Source organism: Cobetia sp. ICG0124 (assembly GCF_004006355.1).
Lineage (GTDB): Bacteria > Pseudomonadota > Gammaproteobacteria > Pseudomonadales > Halomonadaceae > Cobetia > Cobetia marina.
Genome location: NZ_CP024893.1, coordinates 2,086,803 through 2,108,636, shown reverse-complemented (window position 1 = coordinate 2,108,636; position 21,834 = coordinate 2,086,803). Strand labels below are relative to the sequence as shown.

The following is a 21,834-nucleotide window of genomic DNA, read 5'->3' as shown; positions in this document are numbered from 1 at the left end:
GGATGACCGTCATCCGACGAGCATCCCGTGAATCATCGAATCCGCCAGGCGTCAGTTGAGGGCGAGCCACATGGCGCTGCCTGGCATCAGCGACAGGGGGTGGTGAGAGGTGTGTGTCGCCGTGACACCGGCGATCTCGATGGCGGTCCAGGTGGTGATGTCTGGCGCGAGTTGGCTCGGGTCGATCACGCTCGGCGTGTCGCCTGCCCCGAGGTGAGCCAGACACAGCAGGCGTTGCGCGCCTTGCTGACGCACGCTGGCGAAGACGTCGTCAGGCAGCCGCTCGGGCGCAATCAGGGTCTGATCGCCCTCGCGCAGCACCTGGCTCGTACCGCGATAGCGCAGCAGGCGACGCGCTCGTGACAGGAAGCTGTCATCACGCCTTTCCTGCTGCGCCACCGACAATGGCAACTGTCGTGGGGAGACCGGTAGCCAGGGGGTGGCCTCAGCCTCGACTCCGGACTTCGTCGCGCGACGACTGAACCCACCGTCCGGGCTGTCATCCCAGACCATCGGCGTGCGGCAGCCATCGCGGCCCTTGATCTCGGGCCACAGGTTGATGCCGAAGGGGTCCTGCAGATCCTCGAAGGCCAGCTCCGCCTCGGGGAGGCCAAGTTCCTCGCCTTGATACAGGCACAGGCTGCCACGCAGCGAACACAGCACCGTCAGGGCGAGCAGGGCACGCGACTCTCCCCAGCTGGTCGCACTGCGTTCCACGTCATGATTGGACAGCGCCCAGCAAGGCCAGGTGTCTTCCCCTTGCTCGGCAAAGCGCGTCAGCACGTCGTACAGCGCGCGGGCATTGCCATCACTGTTGAGCAGGTCAAAGGTGTAGGCCATGTGCAGGCGGCGTTGGCCGGCGGTATAGGCGGCCATGGTCGGGAGAGGGTCATTGCCGGCGATCTCGCCGACACTGGTGGTGCCCGGGTACTCATTGAGCAGGTTACGGATGCGCTCCAGATACGCCAGATTCTCGGGTTGCTCGATATTGTGCAGCATCCGCTGGTAGCTCTGCGGGTTGCCCGGGTTGACGCCTTCGCGTGGCATTGCGGGATTGTCGGTCAAGGCGCGGTCATGGAAGTAGTAATTGACGACGTCGAACCGGAAGCCATCCACCCCCAGATCCAGCCAGAAACGCAGGTTGTCCAGCTGCGCCTGGCGCACCTCGGGATGATGGAAATTCAGATCCGGCTGACTGGCCAGGAAGTTGTGCAGATAGTACTGGCGGCGCTTGGCATCGAAGGTCCAGGCGCGACCGCTGAAGGCCGCCATCCAGTTGTTGGGCGGGTTGCCATCGGGGAGCGGGTCAGCCCAGACATACCAGTCGGCCTTGGCGTTGTGACGGTCCTTGCGGCTTTGATGGAACCAGACGTGTTGATCGGAGCTGTGAGACAGCACCTGGTCGATGATCACGCGCACTCCCAGCTGATGGGCTTGCGAGACCAGCCGCTTGAAATCGTCCAGGTGGCCGAACATCGGGTCGACATCCCGATAGTCCGCGACGTCATAGCCGAAATCCTTCATCGGCGAGGTAAAGAAGGGCGACAGCCAGATGGCATCCACGCCGAGACTGGCCACATGGGGCAGGCGCTCGATGATGCCGGCCAGATCGCCGATGCCGTCGCCGTTGGCATCCATGAAACTGCGGGGATAGATCTGATAGATCGTGGCACCACGCCACCAGTCGAGACGTGCGCTAGGATCGAGTTGAGACAGGGTCATCGTGACCTCCGTGTGAGTCGTGTGATCGGCAAGAGGGAGATTCAGTGCGCCTCGCCAACACAGCGCGCAATGGCAATGCCGTGGGGCGGCAGCATCAGGCGGCCGGCCTGCCAGTGACCATTGATCATGCCGGGGGCATCCTCGAGGGCTTCCGCTCGCCAGGCGGTCTCCAGAGTCAGGGCCTGAGCAGAGAAGTTGAGCGCGATCAGCAACGACTCGCCGCCTGAGTGACGCGTGAAGCAGATGACTTCTTCATGCAGCGAGTGGTAGTGGATATCCCCTCGGATCAGGGCGGGGTGTCGGCGGCGGAAGGCAAGCAGGTCTCGGCTGGCATTCAACAGCGATGCCGGATCGTTGTCCTGATGGTCGACGGCCAAGGCATGATGGGCGTCGGGGACCGGCAACCAGGGGGATACGCGAGAGAAGCCAGCATGTGACTCACCGGCCTGCCACGGCATGGGGGTCCGACAGCCATCGCGCCCCTTGTAGCGTGGCCAGAAGGTGATGCCGGCGGGGTCCACCAGCTGGTCATGACGCAGCTGGGCCTCACTCAACCCCAGTTCTTCGCCCTGATACAGACAGACGCTGCCGCGCTGGGTCAGCAGAAAGGCGAGATAGAGGCGCAGGCGCGCCGGGGAGGCATCGGCGTCCCAGCGCGTTGCCAGGCGTGTGACGTCGTGGTTTCCCAGTGCCCAGCACGGCCAGCCGTCCCCGATCTGCGCTTCCATCGAGCGTACGGTGGCCTGGAGATGCTCAGGCGAGGCGTTCTCGGTCAGCAGATCGAAGGAATAGGCCATGTGCAGCCGCTGGTCGCCCTGGGTGTACTCGGCCATCACGCGCAAGGAGTCATCGTCGCCGATCTCGCCGACGCTGGTGGTGCCGGGGTATTCATCGAGCAGACGTCGTAACCGTTCGAGAACGGCGAGATTCTCCGGCTGGGTCTTGTCATGGAGATGTTGCTGATAGCCGTAGGGGTTGTCCGGACGCACGCCAATGAAGCCTTCGACGATCTCACGTCGTGGCGGGTTATCCTTCAGCTCACCATGTGTGCAGAAATTGATGGCATCCAGTCGGAAACCATCCACCCCCCGCTCCAGCCAGAAGCGCACTTCTTCAACAATGTGCCTGTCACGACCTCAGGGTGGTGGAAGTTGAGATCCGGCTTGCTCGGTCAGGAAGTTGTGCAGGTAGTACTGGCAGCGGCGACGTGAATCCCATTGCCAGGCGGAACCCCCGAAGACCGATTGCCAGTTGGTGGGCGGCGCGCCATCGGGCCTGGGGTCTGCCCAGACATACCAGTCGGCGCGAGTGGTTATCGCGGCTCTGGCGGCTTTCCTCGAACCACGGGTGGGCGTCGGAGGTGTGTGAGAGTACCTGGTCGATGATGACTTTCAGGCCGCGCGCATGCGCTGCGCTCGACCAGACGGTCTTGACGTCCTCCAGGGTGCCGAACATCGGGTCGACATCGCGATAGTCGCTTATGTCATAGCCGAAGTCCTTCATGGGGGAGGTAAAGAAGGGAGATAGCCAGATCGCATCGACATTCAGCGAGGCGATGTAATCCAGGCGCTCGAGGATGCCCGGCAGATCACCGATGCCATCGCCATTGCTGTCCTGAAAGCTGCGCGGGTAGATCTGATAGATGACGGCGCCGCGCCACCAGTCGTGGGCTGACACCTGGGTGTCTCGAATCGTGGACATGCGAGTCTCCTGGGCGGGAGCCATGGCTCCCGCCCGTGCGGTCCTTGCGGAGAATGAAGCGGTTGGCCTGAGGCGCCGTGAGCAGGCGCTGGATACTCAGTCCTGGCTGCCAGGCCCTCGAGAAAAAGCCCTGCAGAACAGGGCCTGAACGTCAGGCTGCCTGGCGTTGCCGGGTCAGGCTCAGCGCGCGATCCTGATTGTCGAACAGATGCACGTGCTCCAGGTCCGGCACCAGTGCGACGCGCTGGCCGATCTTCCACTGACTGGGAGCTTCGCTGCGGTGGATCAGCAGGCTGACGCCGTCTTTCGGGTCGAGATAGACGTAGACTTCGTTGCCCAGGTACTCGACGTTGACGATCTCGAAGGCGTTGTCGCCGCAGGCCTCTTCCAGGCAGAGGTGTTCGGGACGAATCCCCAGCGTCAGACGGCTGCCGGTGCGTTCGTCGCCGGCGTCGCGAGGCAGCTCCAGCTCGCCGATCCCGGCTGTCGTGATGCGACAGCCATTGCCCTCGCTCCGCACCAGCTCTGCCGGCAGGAAGTTCATGGTCGGGGAGCCGATGAAGCCGGCCACGAAGCGGGTCGCCGGGGCCTGATAGAGCGTCTGGGGGCTACCGACCTGTTCGATGCGCCCATCACGCAGTACCACGATCTTGTCGGCCAGGGTCATGGCTTCGACCTGGTCGTGGGTGACGTAGACCATGGTGGAGCCCAGGCGGTGGTGCAGGCGGGCGATCTCATTGCGCATCTGGACTCGCAGCGAGGCATCCAGGTTGGAGAGCGGCTCATCGAACAACAGGATCTTCGGCTCACGCGCCATGGCGCGCCCCATGGCAACGCGCTGTCGCTGGCCGCCGGAAAGCGCCTTGGGTTTGCGGTGCAGCAACTCCTCGAGCTGAAGGATGCGCGCCGTTTCCATCACGCGTTGTTCGACGCTTTCCTTGTCGGTCTTGGCAAGCTTGAGGCCGAAGGCCATGTTCTCGTACACCGTCATGTGCGGGTAGAGGGCATAGGACTGGAAGACCATGCCCACGCCACGCTCACGCGGGGGAAGGTCATTGACCAGATCGCCGGCGATATGCATCTCACCGTCGGTGATCGATTCCAGTCCGGCGATCAGGCGCAACAGGGTCGACTTGCCACAGCCTGACGGCCCGACGAAGACCACGAATTCGCCGCTGCCGATCTTGAGATCCAGATCCTTGATGATGTGCGTGCTGCCGAAGGTCTTGTTGATCTTGGAGAGGGTTACGCTTGTCATCTTGCGACTCCCAGCCGGTGCTCGGCACCGGCTTTCGAAAGAAGGTTAGTCGAGTGCCAGGAAGGCAGCCTGATAGGCGGGAAGCACCAGCCGCGCTGCCTGGGACTGGGCCGTGTCCAGCTCGGCAGTAAAGCCTGCGCCTTCGAGCAGACGCGCGCTGCCGGCGTAGGCTTGCGGCAGTGCGGTGACCTGTTCAGCGCCCGTGAGATTGAAGAGGCACAGCATGCGCTTGCCGTCATGCTCGCGCAGGAAGCCCAGCAGCTCGTCCCCCACGTCCACCAGCTGAATGTCCCCCTCACGCAATACCGGATGCTGACGGCGGAAATTCAGCAGGGCGCGGGTGGCATGCAAGACCGAGTTGGCGTCGTCTTCCTGATTGGCCACGGCCAGGGGGAGGTGGCGTTCATCGACCGGCAGCCAGGGCTCGACACTCGAGAAGTCCCCCTGGTCCGTCTGACGCCAGGGCATGGGGGTCCGGCAACCGTCGCGGCCCTTGAATTCCGGCCACAGCACCTTGCCGTAGGGGTCCTGAATGCGCTCGAAGGGCACGTCGGCTTCCGGCAGGCCCAGCTCCTCACCCTGGTAGAGGCAGACGCTGCCGCGCAGTGACAGCACCATGGCCAGAGCGACCTTGGGGTAGGCCACCGGGTCTTCGTCGGCACCCCAGCGTGTGGCGCTGCGCACGACGTCGTGGTTCGACAGCGCCCAGCATGGCCAGGCATCGCCGGCCAGACGCTGGAAGCGCTCGATGACTTCGCGGAGATAGCCTGCAGAGTGCGGCGCATTGAGCAGATCAAACCCGTAGGCCATGTGCAGCTTGTCGCCCCCGGCGGTGTACTCCGCCATGCGCTCCAGCGGCTTGTCATCACCGATTTCGCCCACCGTGGTGGTGCCCGGGTATTCATCCATCAGGGCGCGCAGCGCTTTCAGGAAGTCGAGGTTTTCCGGACGACTCAGGTCATAGACGTGTCGCTGCCAGGTATAGGGGTTGGAATCCGGCGCGCCCAGTGTCTTGGCCTCGCCCGCCGGCACCGGCGGGTTGTCGCGCAGGGCCTGATCATGGAAGTAGAAGTTGACGGTATCCAGGCGGAAGCCATCCACACCCAACTCAAGCCAGAAGCGCATGTTGTCGAGCATGTGCCTGTCAGGGCTTCTGGGTGGTGGAAGTTCACGTCGGGCTGGCTCGGTCAGGAAGTTGTGCAGGTAATACTGCTGGCGACGTGAATCGAAGGTCCAGGCCGAGCCGCCGAAGATCGACAGCCAGTTGTTGGGCGGCGTGCCGTCGGGCTTGGGGTCTGCCCACACGAACCAGTCGGCGCTTGTCATTGGTGCGGTCCTGACGGCTTTGCTGGAACCAGGGGTGCTGGTCGGAGGTGTGGCTGATCACCTGGTCGATCATGACCTTCAGGCCCAGGGAATGGGCTGCGCTCCAGCAGACGGTCTTGAAGTCCTCCAGGGTGCCGAACATCGGGTCGACATCCCGGTAGTCGCTGATGTCATACCCGAAGTCGAGCATCGGGGAGGTGAAGAAGGGCGACAGCCAGATGCCATCCACGTCCAGCGATGCCACGTAATCGAGTCTGGCGGTGATGCCCGGCAGATCGCCGATGCCATCGCCGTTGCTGTCCAGGAAGCTGCGCGGGTAGATCTGGTAGATGACGCCACCGCGCCACCAGCTGGAGGAGGTCTGCATTTGGGCTTCGAGCAATGACATGACGATTATCCTTTGACGGCGCCGGCGGTCAGGCCGGAGACGATGCGGCGCTGGAAGATCATCACCAGGATGACCAGCGGTATGGTGACGGTGACGGAGGCGGCCATGATCGGGCCCCAGGGGAGCTCATGCTGGCTGCCGCCGGAGATCAGGGCGATGGCGACCGGCACGGTGCGTTCGCTGTCGGTCAGCGTGAAGGTCAAGGCGAACAGGAACTCGTTCCAGGCCGCGATGAAGGCGAGCAACCCGGTGGTGGCCATGGCCGGCCACATCAGGGGCAGGAAGACCTTGGTGATGGTCTCCCACGGCGTGGCGCCGTCCATGATCGCGGCCTCTTCCAGTTCCATGGGCAGCTGACGCATGAAGGTCGTCAGTACCCAGACGGTGAAGGGCAGCGTGAAGATGGTGTAACTGAGAATCAGGCCACCGGGGTTGTTGTAGAGATTCAGGCTGCGAATCACCTCGAAGAGCCCGGAGAGCACTGCGACCTGAGGGAACATCGAGACCCCGAGGATGATCAGCATCACGGTGGAGCGGCCGCGAAAGCGCACGCGTCCCAGCGCATAGGAGGCGGTGATGCCCAGCAGCAGCGCGATCAACACGACGCTCAAGGCGATCAGGATCGAGTTGCCGATCGCCTGCAGGAAGCTCTTCTGCGCAAAGATCTGGGCATAGTTGCTGAAGTCCAGCGAGGTCAGCCAGTAGTTGACCTCGAACAGCTCACTGGACGGTTTCAGTGAGGTGATCACCGCGTAATAGAAGGGGAACACGGCGTAGACGATGATGATGGCGATCAAGGCCCATTTGCCGACATGCTTGGCGAGTCGGGTCAGCTGGTAGCGGTTCATCGGAGTCTGATTCATTTCTCCACTCCCAGTTGGCGGCGGCCAAGGTAGAGGTAGACCACGACGGCCAGCGCGATGATCAGGAACAGCATCGTGGAGGCGGCACTGCCGTAGCCCACGTCCTGGAACTCCACCAGTTGCTGGCGGGCGTAGATGGACATGGTCATGGTGCTCGACGAGTTGGAGGTCAGCACATAGATGACGTCGAAGACGCGCAGTGCATCGAGAAGACGGAAGATCACGGCGACCAGTAGAGCCGGGGTGATCAATGGCAGGGTGACACGGAAGAACACCTTCACCGGGTGGATGCCATCGACCTCGGCGGCTTCATAGCAGTCCCTGGGCAGCATCTGCAGCGCGGCGAGTACCAGCAGTGCCACGAAGGGGATGGTCTTCCAGACATCGACCATGATCACGGCCCACATCGACAGATCGGCATCCGCTGTCCAGGCCAGGGGCGCATCGATCAGCCCCAGCCCCATCAACATGTGGTTGATGATTCCGAACTGGTCATTGAGCATCCAGGCCCACATCTTGGCGGAGACGATGGTCGGGATGGCCCAGGGAATCAGTACCGCGGCCCGGACCAGCATGCGTCCCTTGAATTCGGCATTCAGGAGCAGCGCCACGATGATGCCGAAGACGACTTCCAGCGATACCGAGATGACGCTGAAATAGACGGTGTTCCAGACGGAGTTCCACCACACCGGGTCAGCCAGCAGGCCGTACCAGACGCCGTCGTCCTTCACGAGATAGTTCTCGAAGCCGATGAAGGCGGCACCGGTCGTGTCCGAGAGCGAGGCATCGGTCAGGCTGAGATAGAAGGTTCTCAGCAGGGGCCAGCCGGCCACCAGCGCCAGTGCGACCAGCATCGGGGCGAGATAGGTCCAGGCCGCGCGTACCCGCTGGCGTCTGACCTTGGTGCCGCGTTTGCGAGTCCTGGCCGAGGGCGAGCCCGTCGGCACTGACTCATTGAGCGTGGTTGTCATGCGAAACCTCCCGGGTTACCAGCGACGACGTTTGATGCGTGACAGTTCGCTCTTGAGCTGGGCAACCGCCTGGGCACCGCTCTGCTCGCCGCTCAGCACGCTATGGGTCGCGTTGAAGAAGGCATTGCTCACCTGGCCGTAGTTGTCTCCGGTGACGGCTGACGGACGGGCCACGGCATTGGTGAAGGTGTCGTAGAGCGTGCCGAAGAAGGGCACGGCGGTGAGCACCTCCTCGTCCTGATACAGCGCTGTGAGGGTCGGGTTGTAGGCGGCCTGGATGGCTCGGCGTTTCTGCTCGGGTTCACCGGTGAGGAAGGCCACCAGCTGAGAGGCGAGCTCGGGATTCTCGCTGTACTTCGAGACCGCCAGGTTCCAGCCGCCCAGCGCCGCGGCACTCTCGCCCTCGGCGCCATGGGGCAGCTTGACCACCCCGACCTTGCCGGCCACCTTGCTGTCATCGCTCTGGGTCAGCGACCAGGCGTAGGGCCAGTTGCGCATGAAGACGGCGTTGCCGGACTGGAAGATGCCGCGGGCTTCTTCCTCGGAATAATTGAGTGCGCCCTGCGGGGTGATCTCGCCGATCCAGCTGGCGGCCAGGTCGAGTGCCGAGGCCGTGTTGGGGTTGTCGATGGTGATCTCGCCATCGGCATCGACAATGGCGCCGCCGTCATTGCTGGCGACCCACTCCAGGGCGTTGCAGGTCAGGCCCTCATAGGCACGTCCCTGGAAGACGTACCCCCACATCTTCTCGCTGCCGGCCTCACGCTCCTTCGCCTGGATCTGCGTGGCGGTCTCTGTCAATTCCTGCCATGTCTCGGGAGGTGCGAACCCGTACTTCTCTAGCAGGTCCTTGCGGTAGTAGAGCACCCCGGCATCCGTGAACCAGGGCATGGCCACCAGGCGGCCATCCACCGTGTTGTTGTCGACGATGGTCGCGAAGTGGCCCTGCGCCGCCTTTTCGCCGAGCGTCTGGTGCAGATCAAGCAGGTGATTGGCGAGCAGCCCCGGCCAGACCACATCGATCTGCAGGACGTCGATATCCCCGGACTGGGCCGACAGAATCTGCTGGTAGAGCGAGAGGCGTTCCGTCGAGGAATTGGGCGTGGAAACGATGTCGACGTCATGGCCGGTCTTTTCCTCCCAGGCCGCGACGCCCTGTTCACAGAGTTCCAGCTCGGCCCCGACCGCGCCGCAGGAGATGGTCAGGTCCGCGGCCATGGCGGGGGCGGTGGTGGCCACTCCCAGCAGGGCGACGCTTGAGGCGATCAGTGTCTTGCGTTGCATGGCAAATCCTCGTCACTTGTTGTTGTTGGGCATTCATCGGCCATCTGGCGGGGGAGAATCCTGAGGTTGTCCGATGGTGCTTCTTAAACGATTAAGGCGTGATCACAGTCAAGCGATTGGCGTCGATATCCGCAACCTGAACTTTGGTCTTGCTGTCGCTGATATGTCGCCAGAAATGGGAGTTTTACGCGGTGATCGCTCCCCTTTGGTCGAATTTCGACATAGGTCGTGTGTCTGAGAGGCCAGATTGCCACTAGGGTCTTAAACGATTAAGTGAGTATGGCGCCTACGACAACGCCAATGACAGCGGCGCCACTTCGCTGATCATCGCCAAGCGAGTGATTCGTCAACAACAACAAAGGCTCTCTCCAACATGACTACTTCCCCCCAGCGCCCGCTCAAGGCCCCTCTGGCCATGGCTGTTGCCATTGCCATCATGAGTACCAGTGGTCTCGCCATTGCCGACAGCACGGGCGACATCGAGGCGCGGCTCGCAGAGCTGGAGCAGCGCATCAATGACGCCGAACAGCGGGCCAGAGCGGCTGAGCGTCGCGCCGCCGAGGCAGAGCAGGCGATGGCCGTTCAGCGCCGAACGAATGAGACTGATCAACCCGCGCGCGTGACCGCGCAGACCGAGGACCTCGAAGAGCGTCTGGCCGCCGTGGAGCGTCAGGCCAGTGGCGAGGAAGGTTTCTCCTTCAATGCCTATGCCCGCTCAGGTCTCCTGATCGGGGAAGGGGGCAAGAGCATTGACGGCGGCCCCTATCTCACCCCGGCGGGGTCGGTGGGGGGAGCGGTCGGGCGGCTGGGGAATGAGCCCGATACCTATGTCGAGACGGTGCTCAACTACAAGACGCGCTACGACAACGGGGCAAAGGCGCACTACCGCACCATGATTGCCGACGGGGTGGAGACCAGCAACGACTGGACCTCGGACGAGTCCAGCCTGAACGTACGACAGGTCTACGTGGAATTGAGCGATCTGCCGAGCTTCACTGGCGCCTTCGAGAATTCCGCCATCTGGGCCGGCAAGCGCTTCGATCGGGACAACTTCGACATCCACTGGCTCGACAGTGACTTCATCTTCCTTGCCGGCACCGGCGCGGGTATCTACGACGTCCAGCTCACCGATGATTGGAAAGCCAACTTCTCGGTCTACGGACGCAGTTACAGTGAATATCCGACCGAGGATTCCGACACTGGCGGCGATACCGACAACCTGACCTTCACGATGAACAACTACGTCGGCAACTGGCAGTGGATGGTCAGTGCATTGTCTGCCGCAGACAACGAAGAGCGCGCCATGGACACGGGCGCCACAGCCGCGGATTCCGGGTTCCATACCATGCTGGCCTATCATGGCGACAGCTTCTTTGGTCTCGCCGACGGCAGCTTCAAGGCCGCCGTGCTGCATGGCCGAGGGCTTGGCGCGGAGACGAAGGTCATCGGGGGTGACGGGAATCTGACAGATGATGCGACCTCGACTCGACTCGGTCTGTATGGCACGACCTATCTCGCGCCCAAGTGGCGTCTGGCACCGGCCGTGCTGGCGGAAGTCAGTGAAGACCGTTATGCCGAAGGCGACGAATACTCCTGGGCGACGTTCAATGCGCGTCTGGCCAATGAGCTGACGGCGAATTTCGAGATGCAATACGAACTCAGCTATCAATGGATGGACCTGGATCCCGGTGCCTCAGGCACTGCCGTGGAAGGGAGCTATCGAAAATTCACCATCGCGCCGACCTTCAAGCCTGAAGTCGGTGGCTTCTGGAAACGTCCGGAAATCCGCCTGTTCGCGTCCTGGAGTGACTGGGATGAGGAGCTCAATGACTTCTCGGATGAAGATGCGCTCGGGAGTGCAGGTTTCACGGGAGGTGAATGGGCCTTCGGCGTCCAGAGCGAGGTATGGTTCTAGGAACAGGATGCCAAGCCAGTCATCGCCTGCCAGTGTTTCGATCTTGCCCGCGGTTAGCCGCGGGTTTTTTGTAACGCCATCGCTGTATGGTTGAGACGCTGATCCCCAAGCTGACCAGCGAGATCTTTTCTCCGTAATGCTGGAAGGAGCTGCCCAAGGAGTCGGCATGAATTTTCGGTGTCGTTGTCCCTTGCTTATACAGCTTGATAACCATGAAGCCTTTTCTGTATGAATTACTTGATGCGTTTACGAGAGGCTAATAAAGGATAGATTCGTTGCAAAAATAGATCATCCGGCACCTTTTTATGTTGGTTTTTGAAGGCTAGAGAATAGCGTTATGTCTCGGAAAGTTTTAGGGAACTTTTTGCCGATGATGTTGTATCGGATTTGCTGGCTCGCGCTACATTTCATTTCAAGTCAATGGCAGCGCCATCAATGAGTTGAAGCGGTAGGGCTGTTGTTGAGCACTAATATCTGTGCTAGCTTATATTCGTGGCCTGCCATGAGGCTCAATCACAGCATGTGACGGGTCATTGGTTGATTTTTATTTGTCGCATTATCTGTTTTATTTAGGAGGCTGCCATGAATAGCGATATCGCCGAAGGTAAGTGGAAGCAACTCAAAGGTAAGGTTCGCGAAGGTTGGGGAGAGCTTACTGATGAAGATGTCGACGAAATTGCAGGTCGCAAGGAGCACTTTGTCGGGAAAGTTCAAGAGCGTTATGGCATGAAGAAAGAAGATGCTGAAAAAGAATGGGATAAACTGTCCGATTCGTGAAGTTTTTTAATATATATATTTTATGTTACCGATGCTTGCATTTTGCAGGCATCGGTTTTTTGTGTCTGAGCTCCAACAACAAGAGCAGCACGCATGGCATGCAGGGTTTTAAAATATTTTCTCGAGAATACCTGGGATGGCTATTCGACAGCGGAGGCGTTGTCGGGAATGGTCATTCGGTTTCTCGACGCATCTTGCGTAGCTCAGCTGTACTGACATTCTTGGAGACTGCTCCCTGGAGAAGTACTGCCGTGCCAAGCCATTGATGTGCTCATTGGCCCATTGCCAAGTGGGGCTATAGGGGGCATAGCAATACATCTACTGCCAAAGCCCTTTGCAATATCTTCGTGATCGGCGACCTCCAAGTCGTATCCAAGGTCATCGTCCGGGTGTACCACGACGAGGCTTCAGTAACCGATGCATCGTCTGTTGCGTCAGTTCTACTGTGGTCCTGAGCACTCATGCTGCTAGAGATAGTCGCCAGGGTCGTGTTATCGAAAGGAGGATATTGACTCTCTGGTGGCACACGTCAAAGCCAACGTGATACGGCTGTATCCTTCATCATGTGCCTGCTGCATGCTTGCGTGATCCGCGATATGGTCGGCCAATGATTATCCAATGTGGGGTGGAATGCCTTGATGAGATATTGGGCATTGAGCCTCGTTAGGGAGAGAGCATGAAAAAAACCGACAGCGCACCTGCCACCAAGCGCGTCACCATCACGGATGTGGCCAGAGAGGCCAATGTCTCGATAGCGGCAGTCTCGCGTGCCATGAATCCGGAAGGGAGCAGTTCACCCGAGATGCGCCGTCGTATTCTGGCGGTAGCAGAGCGCCTGGGATACAAGCCGAATCGGTTGGCGAGAGGCATCAAGTCACAGTCCAGCTTGATCGGCATTCTCGTGACGAATTTCGAGAATCCGGTCTATCTGGCGATTCTCAGCGAGTTTTCGGCGGCCATACAACGACACAACTGCCATACGTTGCTGATCAACGTGAACACCGAGAAAAGCATTTCGGAAGCCGTCTCGTTGGTGATGGAGTATCACGTCGATGCACTGATCGTCACGTCGGCCTCTGTCCCTCCTGAGCTGGTCGAAGCCTGTGCCAGGCAGAACACGCCGGTCGCGATCTTTGGGCGTGATGGCGAAGATTCCGGTGCAAGCGTCGTCACCTGTGACGACGTCGAGATGGGCCGAATGGCAGCGGATCATCTCATTGATCATGGCTATCGTCGCCTGGCCTATGTGGGGGCATCGACCAAGGAACAGGCCACGCTGGACAGAAAGCGTGGTTTCATCGAGCGCCTGGAGCAGCGCGGACTCACGCTGCATGGCGTGGGCGAGGGGCACCGTCACAGCTACGACGCAGGATATGAAGCGACCTGTGAGTTGCTCGCTGCCGCCGAGGTCATTCCTGACAGTATCTTCTACTTCGATGACATCATGGCCTGTGGTGGCATGGATGCGATTCGCCACGAATTCTCTCACCGGATTCCGCAGGATATCGGCATCGTCGGGGTGGATGACATCCGCTTTGCCTCAAGCAAATCCTATGATCTGACGACGATTTGCCAGCCCTTCACGGAAATGGTCAACAAGACGGTGTCGTTGTTGTTCGTGCGCATCAAGCAAGGGGATACAGCGCCAGACCGTATCATCATGCCATGTCATATCACCCAGCGCGGCACGACCCAGCACGTCGGCTGAGACCCACTCTTTTTCTCCCGTCTCGTCCCTTGGTCTAAATGGCTTTGAAAACATTTTCAAAGCCGGTTTGGCTGCGCTAGGCTGCTCGGTATGCCGCGCACCGACGCCAAGGACTCCACAGATATTGCGTCTGGGGATGATAGGGGGCGGTGTCCAGTCCTTCATCGGTCAGGTCCATCGTGCAGCGGCACAGATGGATGGGCGGTACCGCGTCGTGGCAGGGGCACTGTCCTCAAATCCTGAGCGCGCACGCCAGCAGGCGGAGCAACTCAACATCGCACGTGGTTACGGCGATGGTGAGTCACTGCTGCGCGAGGAAGCCGCTCGCGAAGATGGGGCTGAGGTCATCGCCATTCTCACGCCCAACGACAGTCACTTCGCCCTGGCCAGATTGGCTCTGGAGCTGGGCTTTCATGTCGTCTGTGAAAAGCCGCTGGTCAATGATCCGGCTCAGGCGAAAGAGCTTGAAGCGATCGCCGAGCGGGCAGGGCTGCGCTTCTGCATGGCCTATGGCTATACCGGCTATCCGATGGTGCGTCAGGCACGCGCCATGATCGAGAACGGGGAACTGGGCGAGATTCGTCAGCTGCAATGTGACTACGTCCAGGGGCATCTGGCGAGCCTGACGGATGCCGAGAAGGCGGGGCATGACTGGCACATGGATCCGGCCATCGCGGGAGAATCGATGATTCTCAATGACATCGCGACCCACGCCTTCCATATGCTCGAGTATGTTTCCGGACTTGAGACAAGTGAGTTGAGTGCCGACGTGACCGCCAGCGTGGCCGGACGCGAAGCGCACGATAACGCCAACGTACTGTTGCGCTATGCCAATGGCGCCCGCGGGCTGATGTGGATTACCCAGGCGGCGGCCGGCGCAGAACATGGCCTGAGCTTCCGGATCTTCGGCAGTCTCGGCGGCCTTGAGTGGCACCAGGAAACCCCCAATCAGCTCCTGTTCCGACGGCTCGATGGCGCCCCTTTACTGCTCTCCAAGGGGGCGGCCGGCCTGCATGATGCCTCCACGCGTATCTCGCGAGTGGCCTTTGGACATCCCGAGGGGTATCGCGAAGCCTTTTCCTCGCTGTACAGCGATCTTCATGAAGACATCACGGCCAGCCAGCAGGGCATCCCTGTCGATCCCCTTGCCCTCTGGTATCCCGACATCCGTAGCGGGGTCCGCGGTGTCGAATTCGCTGCCACCGCGCTCGACTCAAGTCGGCGCAATGGTGACTGGGTGTCTCTGCCCTCGCGGCGGGACAGTCAATTGGCGCGCTGATTCGATGGTTCCATTGAGATAGCCAACGCCACTTCATTCAGGAATGACGCAATGACGGGTCGCCCTCGCGGCAGCCGGTGCGGGTTCTGCTACGCCATTGTTCGGTCAATCACGTTGCAAGGAGTACGGGATGAACAGGAAAGGGGTCGACGATCTGCGCAGTAATCGCTGGTTCAAGCAGGATGATCTGCGCTCTTTCGGGCATCGCTCCCGCGTCAAGCAGATGGGCTATTGGGGAGAGGAGTTCGTCGGCAAGCCGGTGATCGCGATCATCAATACCTGGAATGACCTCAATACCTGCCATTCCCACTTCCCTGAGCGGGTCAAGGATATCAAGCGTGGCATCACGGCGGCGGGGGGCTTTGCTGTCGAATTGCCTGCCATGTCACTGGGTGAGCAATTGATGAAGCCCAGCGCCATGATGTATCGCAACATGCTGGCCATGGAAGTCGAGGAACTGCTGCGCAGCTACCCCGTGGATGGTGCCGTGGTCATGGGCGGGTGTGACAAGACTACGCCGGGCGTACTCATGGGCGCGATCTCCATGAATCTGCCGACCATCTATGTGCCGGCCGGCGCCATGCTGCGTGGCAATTACCGTGGTCAGGTATTGGGGAGCGGTACGGATGTCTGGAAGTACTGGGATGAACGGCGTATCGGCAACGTCAGTCAGAGTGACTGGAACGAGATCGAGAACGGTATTGCCCGCTCTCCGGGCACCTGCATGACCATGGGCACGGCGGCAACGCTGATGTCGATCGGGGAATCGCTGGGCATGAGCTTGCCGGGGGCCTCGAGCATTCCCGCGGTGGACGCCAATCACAACCGCATGTGCTACGCCAGCGGCAAGCGAGCGGTGGAAATGGTCTGGGAAGATCTCAAGCCGACCGATGTCATGAGCGAGGCATCCTTTGATAACGCGATTGCCGTCGACATGGCGATCGGGGGCTCGACCAACGCCATCATCCACATCGTGGCCATGGCGCGGCGTCTCGGAATCACGCTGCCGATGGAGCGCTTCAACGAGATATCGCGTCGTGTGCCGCTGGTGCTGAACCTCAAGCCTTCCGGCGAATATCTGATGGAAGACTTCTTCTATGCCGGGGGGCTTCCGGCCTTGATGACGAACATCGGCAGTGAGCTGAAACTCTCCGCCATGACCGTGACCGGCCGTACCCTGGGCGACAACATCGAGGGTGCCAAGGTCTGGCGCCCGGAAGTCATTCTCCCGCTGGACAGTCCGGTCAATGCCTCGGGAGGGACTGCCGTGCTGACCGGCAGCCTGGCGCCGAAGGGCGCCATCATCAAGCCGACCGCGGCGGACCCTCGCCTGCATGTCCATCAAGGGCCTGCCTATGTGTTCGAGAACATCGCCGACCTCAAGGCACGCATCGATGATGAGGACCTCCCGGTCACGGCCGACAGCATCATCGTGCTCAAGAATGGCGGGCCGGTGGGCGGCCCCGGCATGCCGGAATGGGGCATGATGCCGATTCCGGCCAAGCTGCTGAAACAAGGCGTGCGTGACATGCTGCGGATCTCCGACTCGCGCATGAGCGGCACCAGCTATGGCAGCTGCATTCTGCATGTGGCGCCGGAAGCCGCCGTCGGCGGGCCGCTGGCCATCGTTCAGACCGGTGACATCATCGCGGTCGATGTCCCCAATCGTCGGCTGGACCTGATGGTCGACGAAGAGGAGATCCAGCGCCGACTGGCGGATTGGCAGCCGCCCAGGGATCGGCACCCTCACGGCTATGCCTCTCTCTACAAGGCACATGTCACCCAGGCGGATGAAGGCTGTGACTTCGACTTTGCCAATGGCGCGCCTGGCAGTACCCCTGAACCCGATATCTATTGAGCGTCGCTGCGTGAAGCAGGGAGATGAGGTCGAGGGTATCGGAGCAGAGGTATGGGAGGCGTGCGCGCACGCAGGTGCCCACGCAGGTGCCATGGCCATCGTCGACGGGAGTCCAGGAAATGGCGGAAATCGAACTGCTGATAGAGGCCCGGGCGGAACTGGGCGAATCCCCGGTCTGGGATGCCAGTGGCAACAGCCTGTTCTGGGCAGACCTTTATGCCCCGGCGATCGAGCGCTACTGCCTGAGCGATGGCAAGCGAGAGCGTCGCGTGCTGCCAGAGACCTTGGGTGCCTTCGGGCGCTGTGCCGATGGGCGTCTGATCGTTGCCATGCGCTCGGGAATCCATCTGCTCGATTTCGCGTCTGGTGCACTGGAGTTCCTGGCCTGCCCACCCGGAGAGCCGTTGGCTGGCACGCGCTTCAATGATGGCAAGGTCGCGCCGAATGGACACTTCGTGATCGGCACCATGGATGAGGCGAGTCGTTCACGGCCGCTGGGGCATTTTTATGATGTCGCTCCCACTGGACAGACCCAACGGCTGCAGTCAGGTCTCATCGTCGCCAATGGCCTGGCCTGGAGCGCTGATGGACGGCGCATGCTTTTTGCGGATACGCGACGCGACACCATCCATGTTGCGGACTACTGCCCGGGAAGTGGTGTCATGGGCACACCGCGGGTATTCGCCGAGACCCAGCCTGCACTGCACGGCCGCCCCGATGGCGGAGCGATGGATATGGCGGGAGGTTACTGGAGTGCAGGCGTCTTTGGCGGAGTGCTCAATTATTGGGATGCCGAGGGACGTCTGGCGCGCCAGGTCCACCTGCCATGTCCCGGCCCGACCATGCCGTGCTTCGGCGGGGCCGACATGACAACGCTTTACGTGACCACCTTGCGCAAGGGCATGAGCCCTGAGGCGCTGGCCGCGGCCCCCTTGTCCGGCAGCGTGTTCGCCCTGGAGGTTGAGGTGCCGGGCGTCCCAGTCGCCGCCTTTGCCTCTCGCTCTCCAGCATCCCCCGACATGCCGAGTGGGGAACGCTCACCCTCCCGGGTCACGATTCGTGAGCCTCACGAGTGACGTGACCTGTCCCTTGTGACTTCCACCATTGATGAACTCCAGAGGGAGACCCCATGCGCCTCAATCGCCTCAAGCAACGCATTGCCCGAAAGGAGGGCGTCGTGAATGGCTGGCTCTCCATGCCGTGTGCCTTTTCGGCAGAGATCATGGCCCATCAGGGCTGGGACAGCCTGACCATCGACCTGCAGCACGGGGTGATCGATTACAGCGATCTGTTGCCGATGCTGACGGCTATCTCCACCACTGACACCGTTCCGCTGGTGCGAGTGCCGAGCCTGGAATCCGGTTTGATCATGAAGGTGCTGGATGCCGGTGCCTATGGAGTGATTGCTCCCTTGATCAACAACGCGGAAGACGCCCGGGCACTGGTGGCTGCCTGTCGTTATCCCCCGCTGGGGATGCGCAGCTTCGGCCCTCATCGCGCCATGCTGTATGGCGGTGCGGATTATGCGAAGCATGCCAACGACGAGATGCTGGTGCTGGGCATGATCGAGACCCGCGAAGGCGTGGCGAACCTCGAAGAAATTCTCGCTGTCGAGGGGCTGGATGGCCTCTATATCGGTCCCGCGGATCTGGCGCTCTCTCATGGCCATGCTCCGGGGTTCGATCACGGGGATGGCCCGATGGATGACTTGATCGGTCAGCTCATCGAGCGGGCTCGTCTGCATGACAAGATCGTCGGTATCCACAATGGGGGGGCTGCGCATGCGAAGCGAATGCTGGCACGTGGCTGTGACCTCGTCACCGTCGGGTCAGATACTCGTCTGCTGATGGCAGGGGCCCGCGAGTTGTTGAGTGCCATGGAGCGCGAGACGGATCACCGCGAAGGGTATTGATCGATAGGAGAGGAGAGGCAACATGAGTCAATTTGCACGTTATCCGAGTCTTGAGGGGCGACATGTCTTCATCAGTGGGGGCGCGAGTGGCATTGGCGCCACGCTGGTCGAGCATTTCTGCAAGCAACAGGCCTGTGTGAGCTTCGTCGATATCGATGATGCGGCAGGCGAAGCGCTGGCGGAGCAGCTCTCAGGCACAGGTGGGAAGGTACGCTATCAGCATTGTGACGTGACCGATATTACACAGCTTCGTGCTGTGATCTGTACTGCCGCTGATGAGTTCGGGACGATTGAAGTACTGATCAACAATGCGGCTCGGGATACGCGTGTGCCTTTGTCGGAGTTGGATGTCGAGACATGGGACAACCTGCAGGCCACCAATCTGCGACATGTGGTCTTCGCAAGCCAGGCGGTGTTTGCTGGCATGCAGGCAGCGGGCGGCGGGTCGATCATCAACTTCAGCTCTCCCAGTTTCTTGCGGCGTTCGCGTGATATCACAGGCTACTCGAGCGCCAAGGCCGCTACCATCGGCCTGACGCGGACGCTGTCGCGTGACATGGGAGACGCCGGAATTCGCGTCAATACGGTCTTGCCGGGATGGGTCATCACCGAGCGCCAGAAAGCCTTGTGGTGGGACCCGGAGCTTGAGCGCCAGGTGCTGGAAAATCAGAGTCTGCATCAACGTGTGCAGCCGGAGGACGTCGCACGGATGGTGCTGTTCCTGGCCGCGGATGATAGCCGGATGATCACCGCGCAGACCTATATCGTGGATGGTGGGCTGGTCTAGATAGGCCACTTCAATCATGCATGATTGGCCTTATTGAACTTTGATCCAAGGCGAGGCCTTTTTTTTGAAATTTGGATGAAAACGTTTTCAGGCACTGCTAGTGTCTTTTCGAACGGTGAAGAATTCAGCGCTGACCATCATTTTCCTGCGTCATGATCACTGAGCTTCAGGTGCCGATTTTTCGACCTGAATGCACACAATAAAACAACGCCATATGCTCGTCGGGAGAGAGGAATGAAAACGATAAAATTGACCGTCTCCGAAGCCATCGCCAGATATCTGGCGGCGCAGAAGATCGACATCGACGGTAAAGTCGAGACCTTGTTCGGTTGCGGGTTCGCCATCTTCGGTCACGGCAATGTGACCTGCCTGGGGCAACAGCTTCACAACATCCAGGACACCATCCCGATCTGGCGCGGCCAGAATGAGCAATCCATGGCGGTTGCTGCCGTTGCCTACGCCAAGGCCAACAAGCGTCAGCGGATCGGGATCGCGAGCACCTCCATCGGGCCGGGTGCCACCAACATGATCACGGCGGCAGGTATCGCGCATACCAACCGACTGCCGTTGCTGATGTTTGCCGGCGATGCGCATGTCTCGCGCCTGCCAGACCCGGTGCTGCAACAGGTCGAGCATGCCCATCAGCCCAGCCTGAGCGTCAATGATGCCTTCAAGCCCGTCACTCGTTTTTGGGATCGCATCACTCACCCCGCACAGCTCATGCAGTCCTTGCCGACTGCGATCGCGACCCTGACGGATCCCGCCAATTGCGGCCCGGTCATGATTTCATTGCCTCAGGATATCCAGGGCGTGGCTTATGACTATCCAGAGGCGCTCTTCGAAGAATGCATTCACCATATTCGTCGCCCGGAAGCTGACACACGCTCGATTGAAGCGGCTATTTCTCTGCTGGAAAAGGCCGAGAAGCCACTGATCATCGCTGGCGGTGGTGTGCATTATTCCGAAGCCAATCAGTTGCTGGCGGAGTTTGCTCAGCGTCGCAATATCCCGGTGGTCGAGACCATCGCAGGGCGTTCTTCCCTGCTGCAATCTCACCCCTGCAATATGGGCCCCATCGGCGTGACTGGCTCGAATTCCGCCAATGCCATGGCAGCGGAATGTGATGTGCTGGTGGCCATCGGCACACGTCTGCAGGACTTCACCACCGGGTCCTGGTCGGTATTTCGCAATCCGGCGGTGAAGATCGTATCCGTCAACGTGGCGCATATGGATGCCATCAAGCATCGCGCCATGGCGGTCATCGGCGATGCTCGTCACACGCTGGTGCGTCTTGATTCAGGGTTGGGTGAATGGCAGGCCGATCAGCGCTGGCTGGAAAAGGGCCAGGCTGAAGTCACCGAGTGGAAATCCCTGTGCGCCAACCGCGGGGAGATCGTCGCGGGGCAGATGGCGTCCTACGCCCAGGTCATTGCCAGCGTCAATGCGGTGCAGGAGCCCGGTGATACCGTGCTGACGGCCGCCGGTGGCCTGCCGGCAGAACTGAACATGAACTGGCAGAGCAAGCAGCTCGGCAAGTTCGACATCGAGTTCGGCTTCTCCTGCATGGGCTACGAAGTGGCCGGTGGCTGGGGTGCCAAGATCGCCAACCCCGACAACGAGGTCGTGGTCCTGGTCGGCGACGGCTCCTACATGATGATGAATTCCGATATCTACAGCTCGGTACTGACAGGCCACAAGATGATCGTTGTCGTCTGTGACAACGCCGGGTTTGCGGTCATCAACAAGCTGCAGAACAACAGCGGCAACCCCTCCTTCAACAACATGCTGGCCGATTGTCGTAGCCAGGCCGACGAGCTGGTACGCGTCGACTTCCTCCAGCATGCCCAGTCGCAAGGTGCCTTCGGTGAGCACCTGAGTGACATCAGTGATTTCCGGGCCGCTTACCAGCGCGCCAAGGAGAGCCCACGCACCTACGTCATCGTGGTGGATATCGATTCCACCAAGTGGTCTTCCTGTGACTGCTGGTGGGATGTGGGGCTACCGGAAGTCGTCCGCGAGGACGTGGATGAAGCGCAGGTGGCCGCCATGAATGCCGGCCGTATCCATCAGCGCCGCGGGCTTTGA

16 protein-coding genes and 3 pseudogenes are annotated in these 21,834 nt (G+C 60.7%); 9 read left to right on the top strand and 10 right to left on the bottom strand.

All coding sequences use genetic code 11. The features are described from left to right. Positions 1 to 51 precede the first annotated feature (51 nt). The 10 genes and pseudogenes from CU110_RS09750 to CU110_RS09720 all read right to left on the bottom strand — a co-directional run bounded on the left by CU110_RS09750 (position 52) and on the right by CU110_RS09720 (position 9,513). Entirely contained in the window at positions 52 to 1,722 is a 1,671-nt protein-coding gene (locus CU110_RS09750) for an alpha-amylase family glycosyl hydrolase (protein ID WP_084208937.1), read from the bottom strand. 41 nt (positions 1,723 to 1,763) lie between these two features. Next, positions 1,764 to 2,180, bottom strand: coding sequence for a DUF3459 domain-containing protein (locus tag CU110_RS17065; protein WP_240665559.1), 417 nt, complete (start codon positions 2,178 to 2,180; stop codon positions 1,764 to 1,766). Positions 2,181 to 2,321: 141 nt separating this feature from the next. Further along, positions 2,322 to 3,038 (bottom strand): annotated as a pseudogene (locus CU110_RS09745) (alpha-amylase family glycosyl hydrolase); the annotation flags it as partial. A 76-nt stretch (positions 3,039 to 3,114) separates the two neighbouring features. After that, positions 3,115 to 3,423, bottom strand: a pseudogene (locus CU110_RS17730) (alpha-amylase family glycosyl hydrolase); the annotation flags it as partial. A gap of 151 nt (positions 3,424 to 3,574) precedes the next feature. Then, entirely contained in the window at positions 3,575 to 4,681 is a 1,107-nt protein-coding gene (gene ugpC, locus CU110_RS09740) for a sn-glycerol-3-phosphate ABC transporter ATP-binding protein UgpC (RefSeq protein WP_084208935.1), read from the bottom strand. Between the two features lie 45 nt (positions 4,682 to 4,726). Further along, positions 4,727 to 6,007 carry an alpha-amylase family glycosyl hydrolase gene (locus CU110_RS17725; protein ID WP_276317861.1) on the bottom strand — a complete coding sequence of 427 codons (1,281 nt, stop codon included), beginning with the start codon at positions 6,005 to 6,007 and terminating at the stop codon, positions 4,727 to 4,729. 85 nt (positions 6,008 to 6,092) lie between these two features. Next, a pseudogene (locus CU110_RS17720) lies at positions 6,093 to 6,374 on the bottom strand (alpha-amylase family glycosyl hydrolase); the annotation flags it as partial. A gap of 26 nt (positions 6,375 to 6,400) precedes the next feature. Further along, complete coding sequence (locus tag CU110_RS09730) at positions 6,401 to 7,243, bottom strand: carbohydrate ABC transporter permease (protein WP_084208934.1); 843 nt, start codon at positions 7,241 to 7,243, stop codon at positions 6,401 to 6,403. An 11-nt stretch (positions 7,244 to 7,254) separates the two neighbouring features. Next, entirely contained in the window at positions 7,255 to 8,229 is a 975-nt protein-coding gene (locus CU110_RS09725; RefSeq protein WP_084208933.1) for a sugar ABC transporter permease, read from the bottom strand. A gap of 15 nt (positions 8,230 to 8,244) precedes the next feature. Further along, positions 8,245 to 9,513 carry an ABC transporter substrate-binding protein gene (locus CU110_RS09720; RefSeq protein WP_084208932.1) on the bottom strand — a complete coding sequence of 423 codons (1,269 nt, stop codon included), beginning with the start codon at positions 9,511 to 9,513 and terminating at the stop codon, positions 8,245 to 8,247. A gap of 373 nt (positions 9,514 to 9,886) precedes the next feature. Between CU110_RS09720 and CU110_RS09715 the strand changes: the two genes are divergently transcribed. From CU110_RS09715 to iolD, 9 genes are all read left to right on the top strand, one after another. Then, positions 9,887 to 11,428, top strand: a complete 1,542-nt coding sequence (locus CU110_RS09715; protein WP_084208931.1) for a carbohydrate porin — start codon at positions 9,887 to 9,889, stop codon at positions 11,426 to 11,428. Positions 11,429 to 12,010: 582 nt separating this feature from the next. After that, positions 12,011 to 12,205, top strand: coding sequence for a CsbD family protein (locus CU110_RS09710; RefSeq protein WP_054555838.1), 195 nt, complete (start codon positions 12,011 to 12,013; stop codon positions 12,203 to 12,205). Between the two features lie 676 nt (positions 12,206 to 12,881). Continuing rightward, on the top strand, positions 12,882 to 13,913 hold the full coding sequence (locus tag CU110_RS09705) for a LacI family DNA-binding transcriptional regulator (RefSeq protein WP_084208930.1): 1,032 nt from the start codon (positions 12,882 to 12,884) through the stop codon (positions 13,911 to 13,913). Between the two features lie 124 nt (positions 13,914 to 14,037). After that, positions 14,038 to 15,192, top strand: coding sequence for a Gfo/Idh/MocA family oxidoreductase (locus tag CU110_RS09700; RefSeq protein ID WP_240665345.1), 1,155 nt, complete (start codon positions 14,038 to 14,040; stop codon positions 15,190 to 15,192). Between the two features lie 130 nt (positions 15,193 to 15,322). Continuing rightward, positions 15,323 to 17,050, top strand: coding sequence for an L-arabinonate dehydratase (gene araD / locus CU110_RS09695; RefSeq protein ID WP_084208928.1), 1,728 nt, complete (start codon positions 15,323 to 15,325; stop codon positions 17,048 to 17,050). Positions 17,051 to 17,169: 119 nt separating this feature from the next. Next, entirely contained in the window at positions 17,170 to 18,126 is a 957-nt protein-coding gene (locus CU110_RS09690) for an SMP-30/gluconolactonase/LRE family protein (protein ID WP_164850344.1), read from the top strand. 53 nt (positions 18,127 to 18,179) lie between these two features. Next, positions 18,180 to 18,962, top strand: coding sequence for an aldolase/citrate lyase family protein (locus tag CU110_RS09685; protein ID WP_084208926.1), 783 nt, complete (start codon positions 18,180 to 18,182; stop codon positions 18,960 to 18,962). A 22-nt stretch (positions 18,963 to 18,984) separates the two neighbouring features. Continuing rightward, positions 18,985 to 19,749: an SDR family oxidoreductase gene (locus CU110_RS09680; protein WP_084208925.1), complete on the top strand. Its 765-nt coding sequence runs from the start codon at positions 18,985 to 18,987 to the stop codon at positions 19,747 to 19,749. 234 nt (positions 19,750 to 19,983) lie between these two features. Next, the gene (gene iolD / locus CU110_RS09675; RefSeq protein ID WP_084208924.1) at positions 19,984 to 21,834 is read left to right on the top strand and encodes a 3D-(3,5/4)-trihydroxycyclohexane-1,2-dione acylhydrolase (decyclizing); all 1,851 of its coding nucleotides are present in this window, start codon (positions 19,984 to 19,986) and stop codon (positions 21,832 to 21,834) included.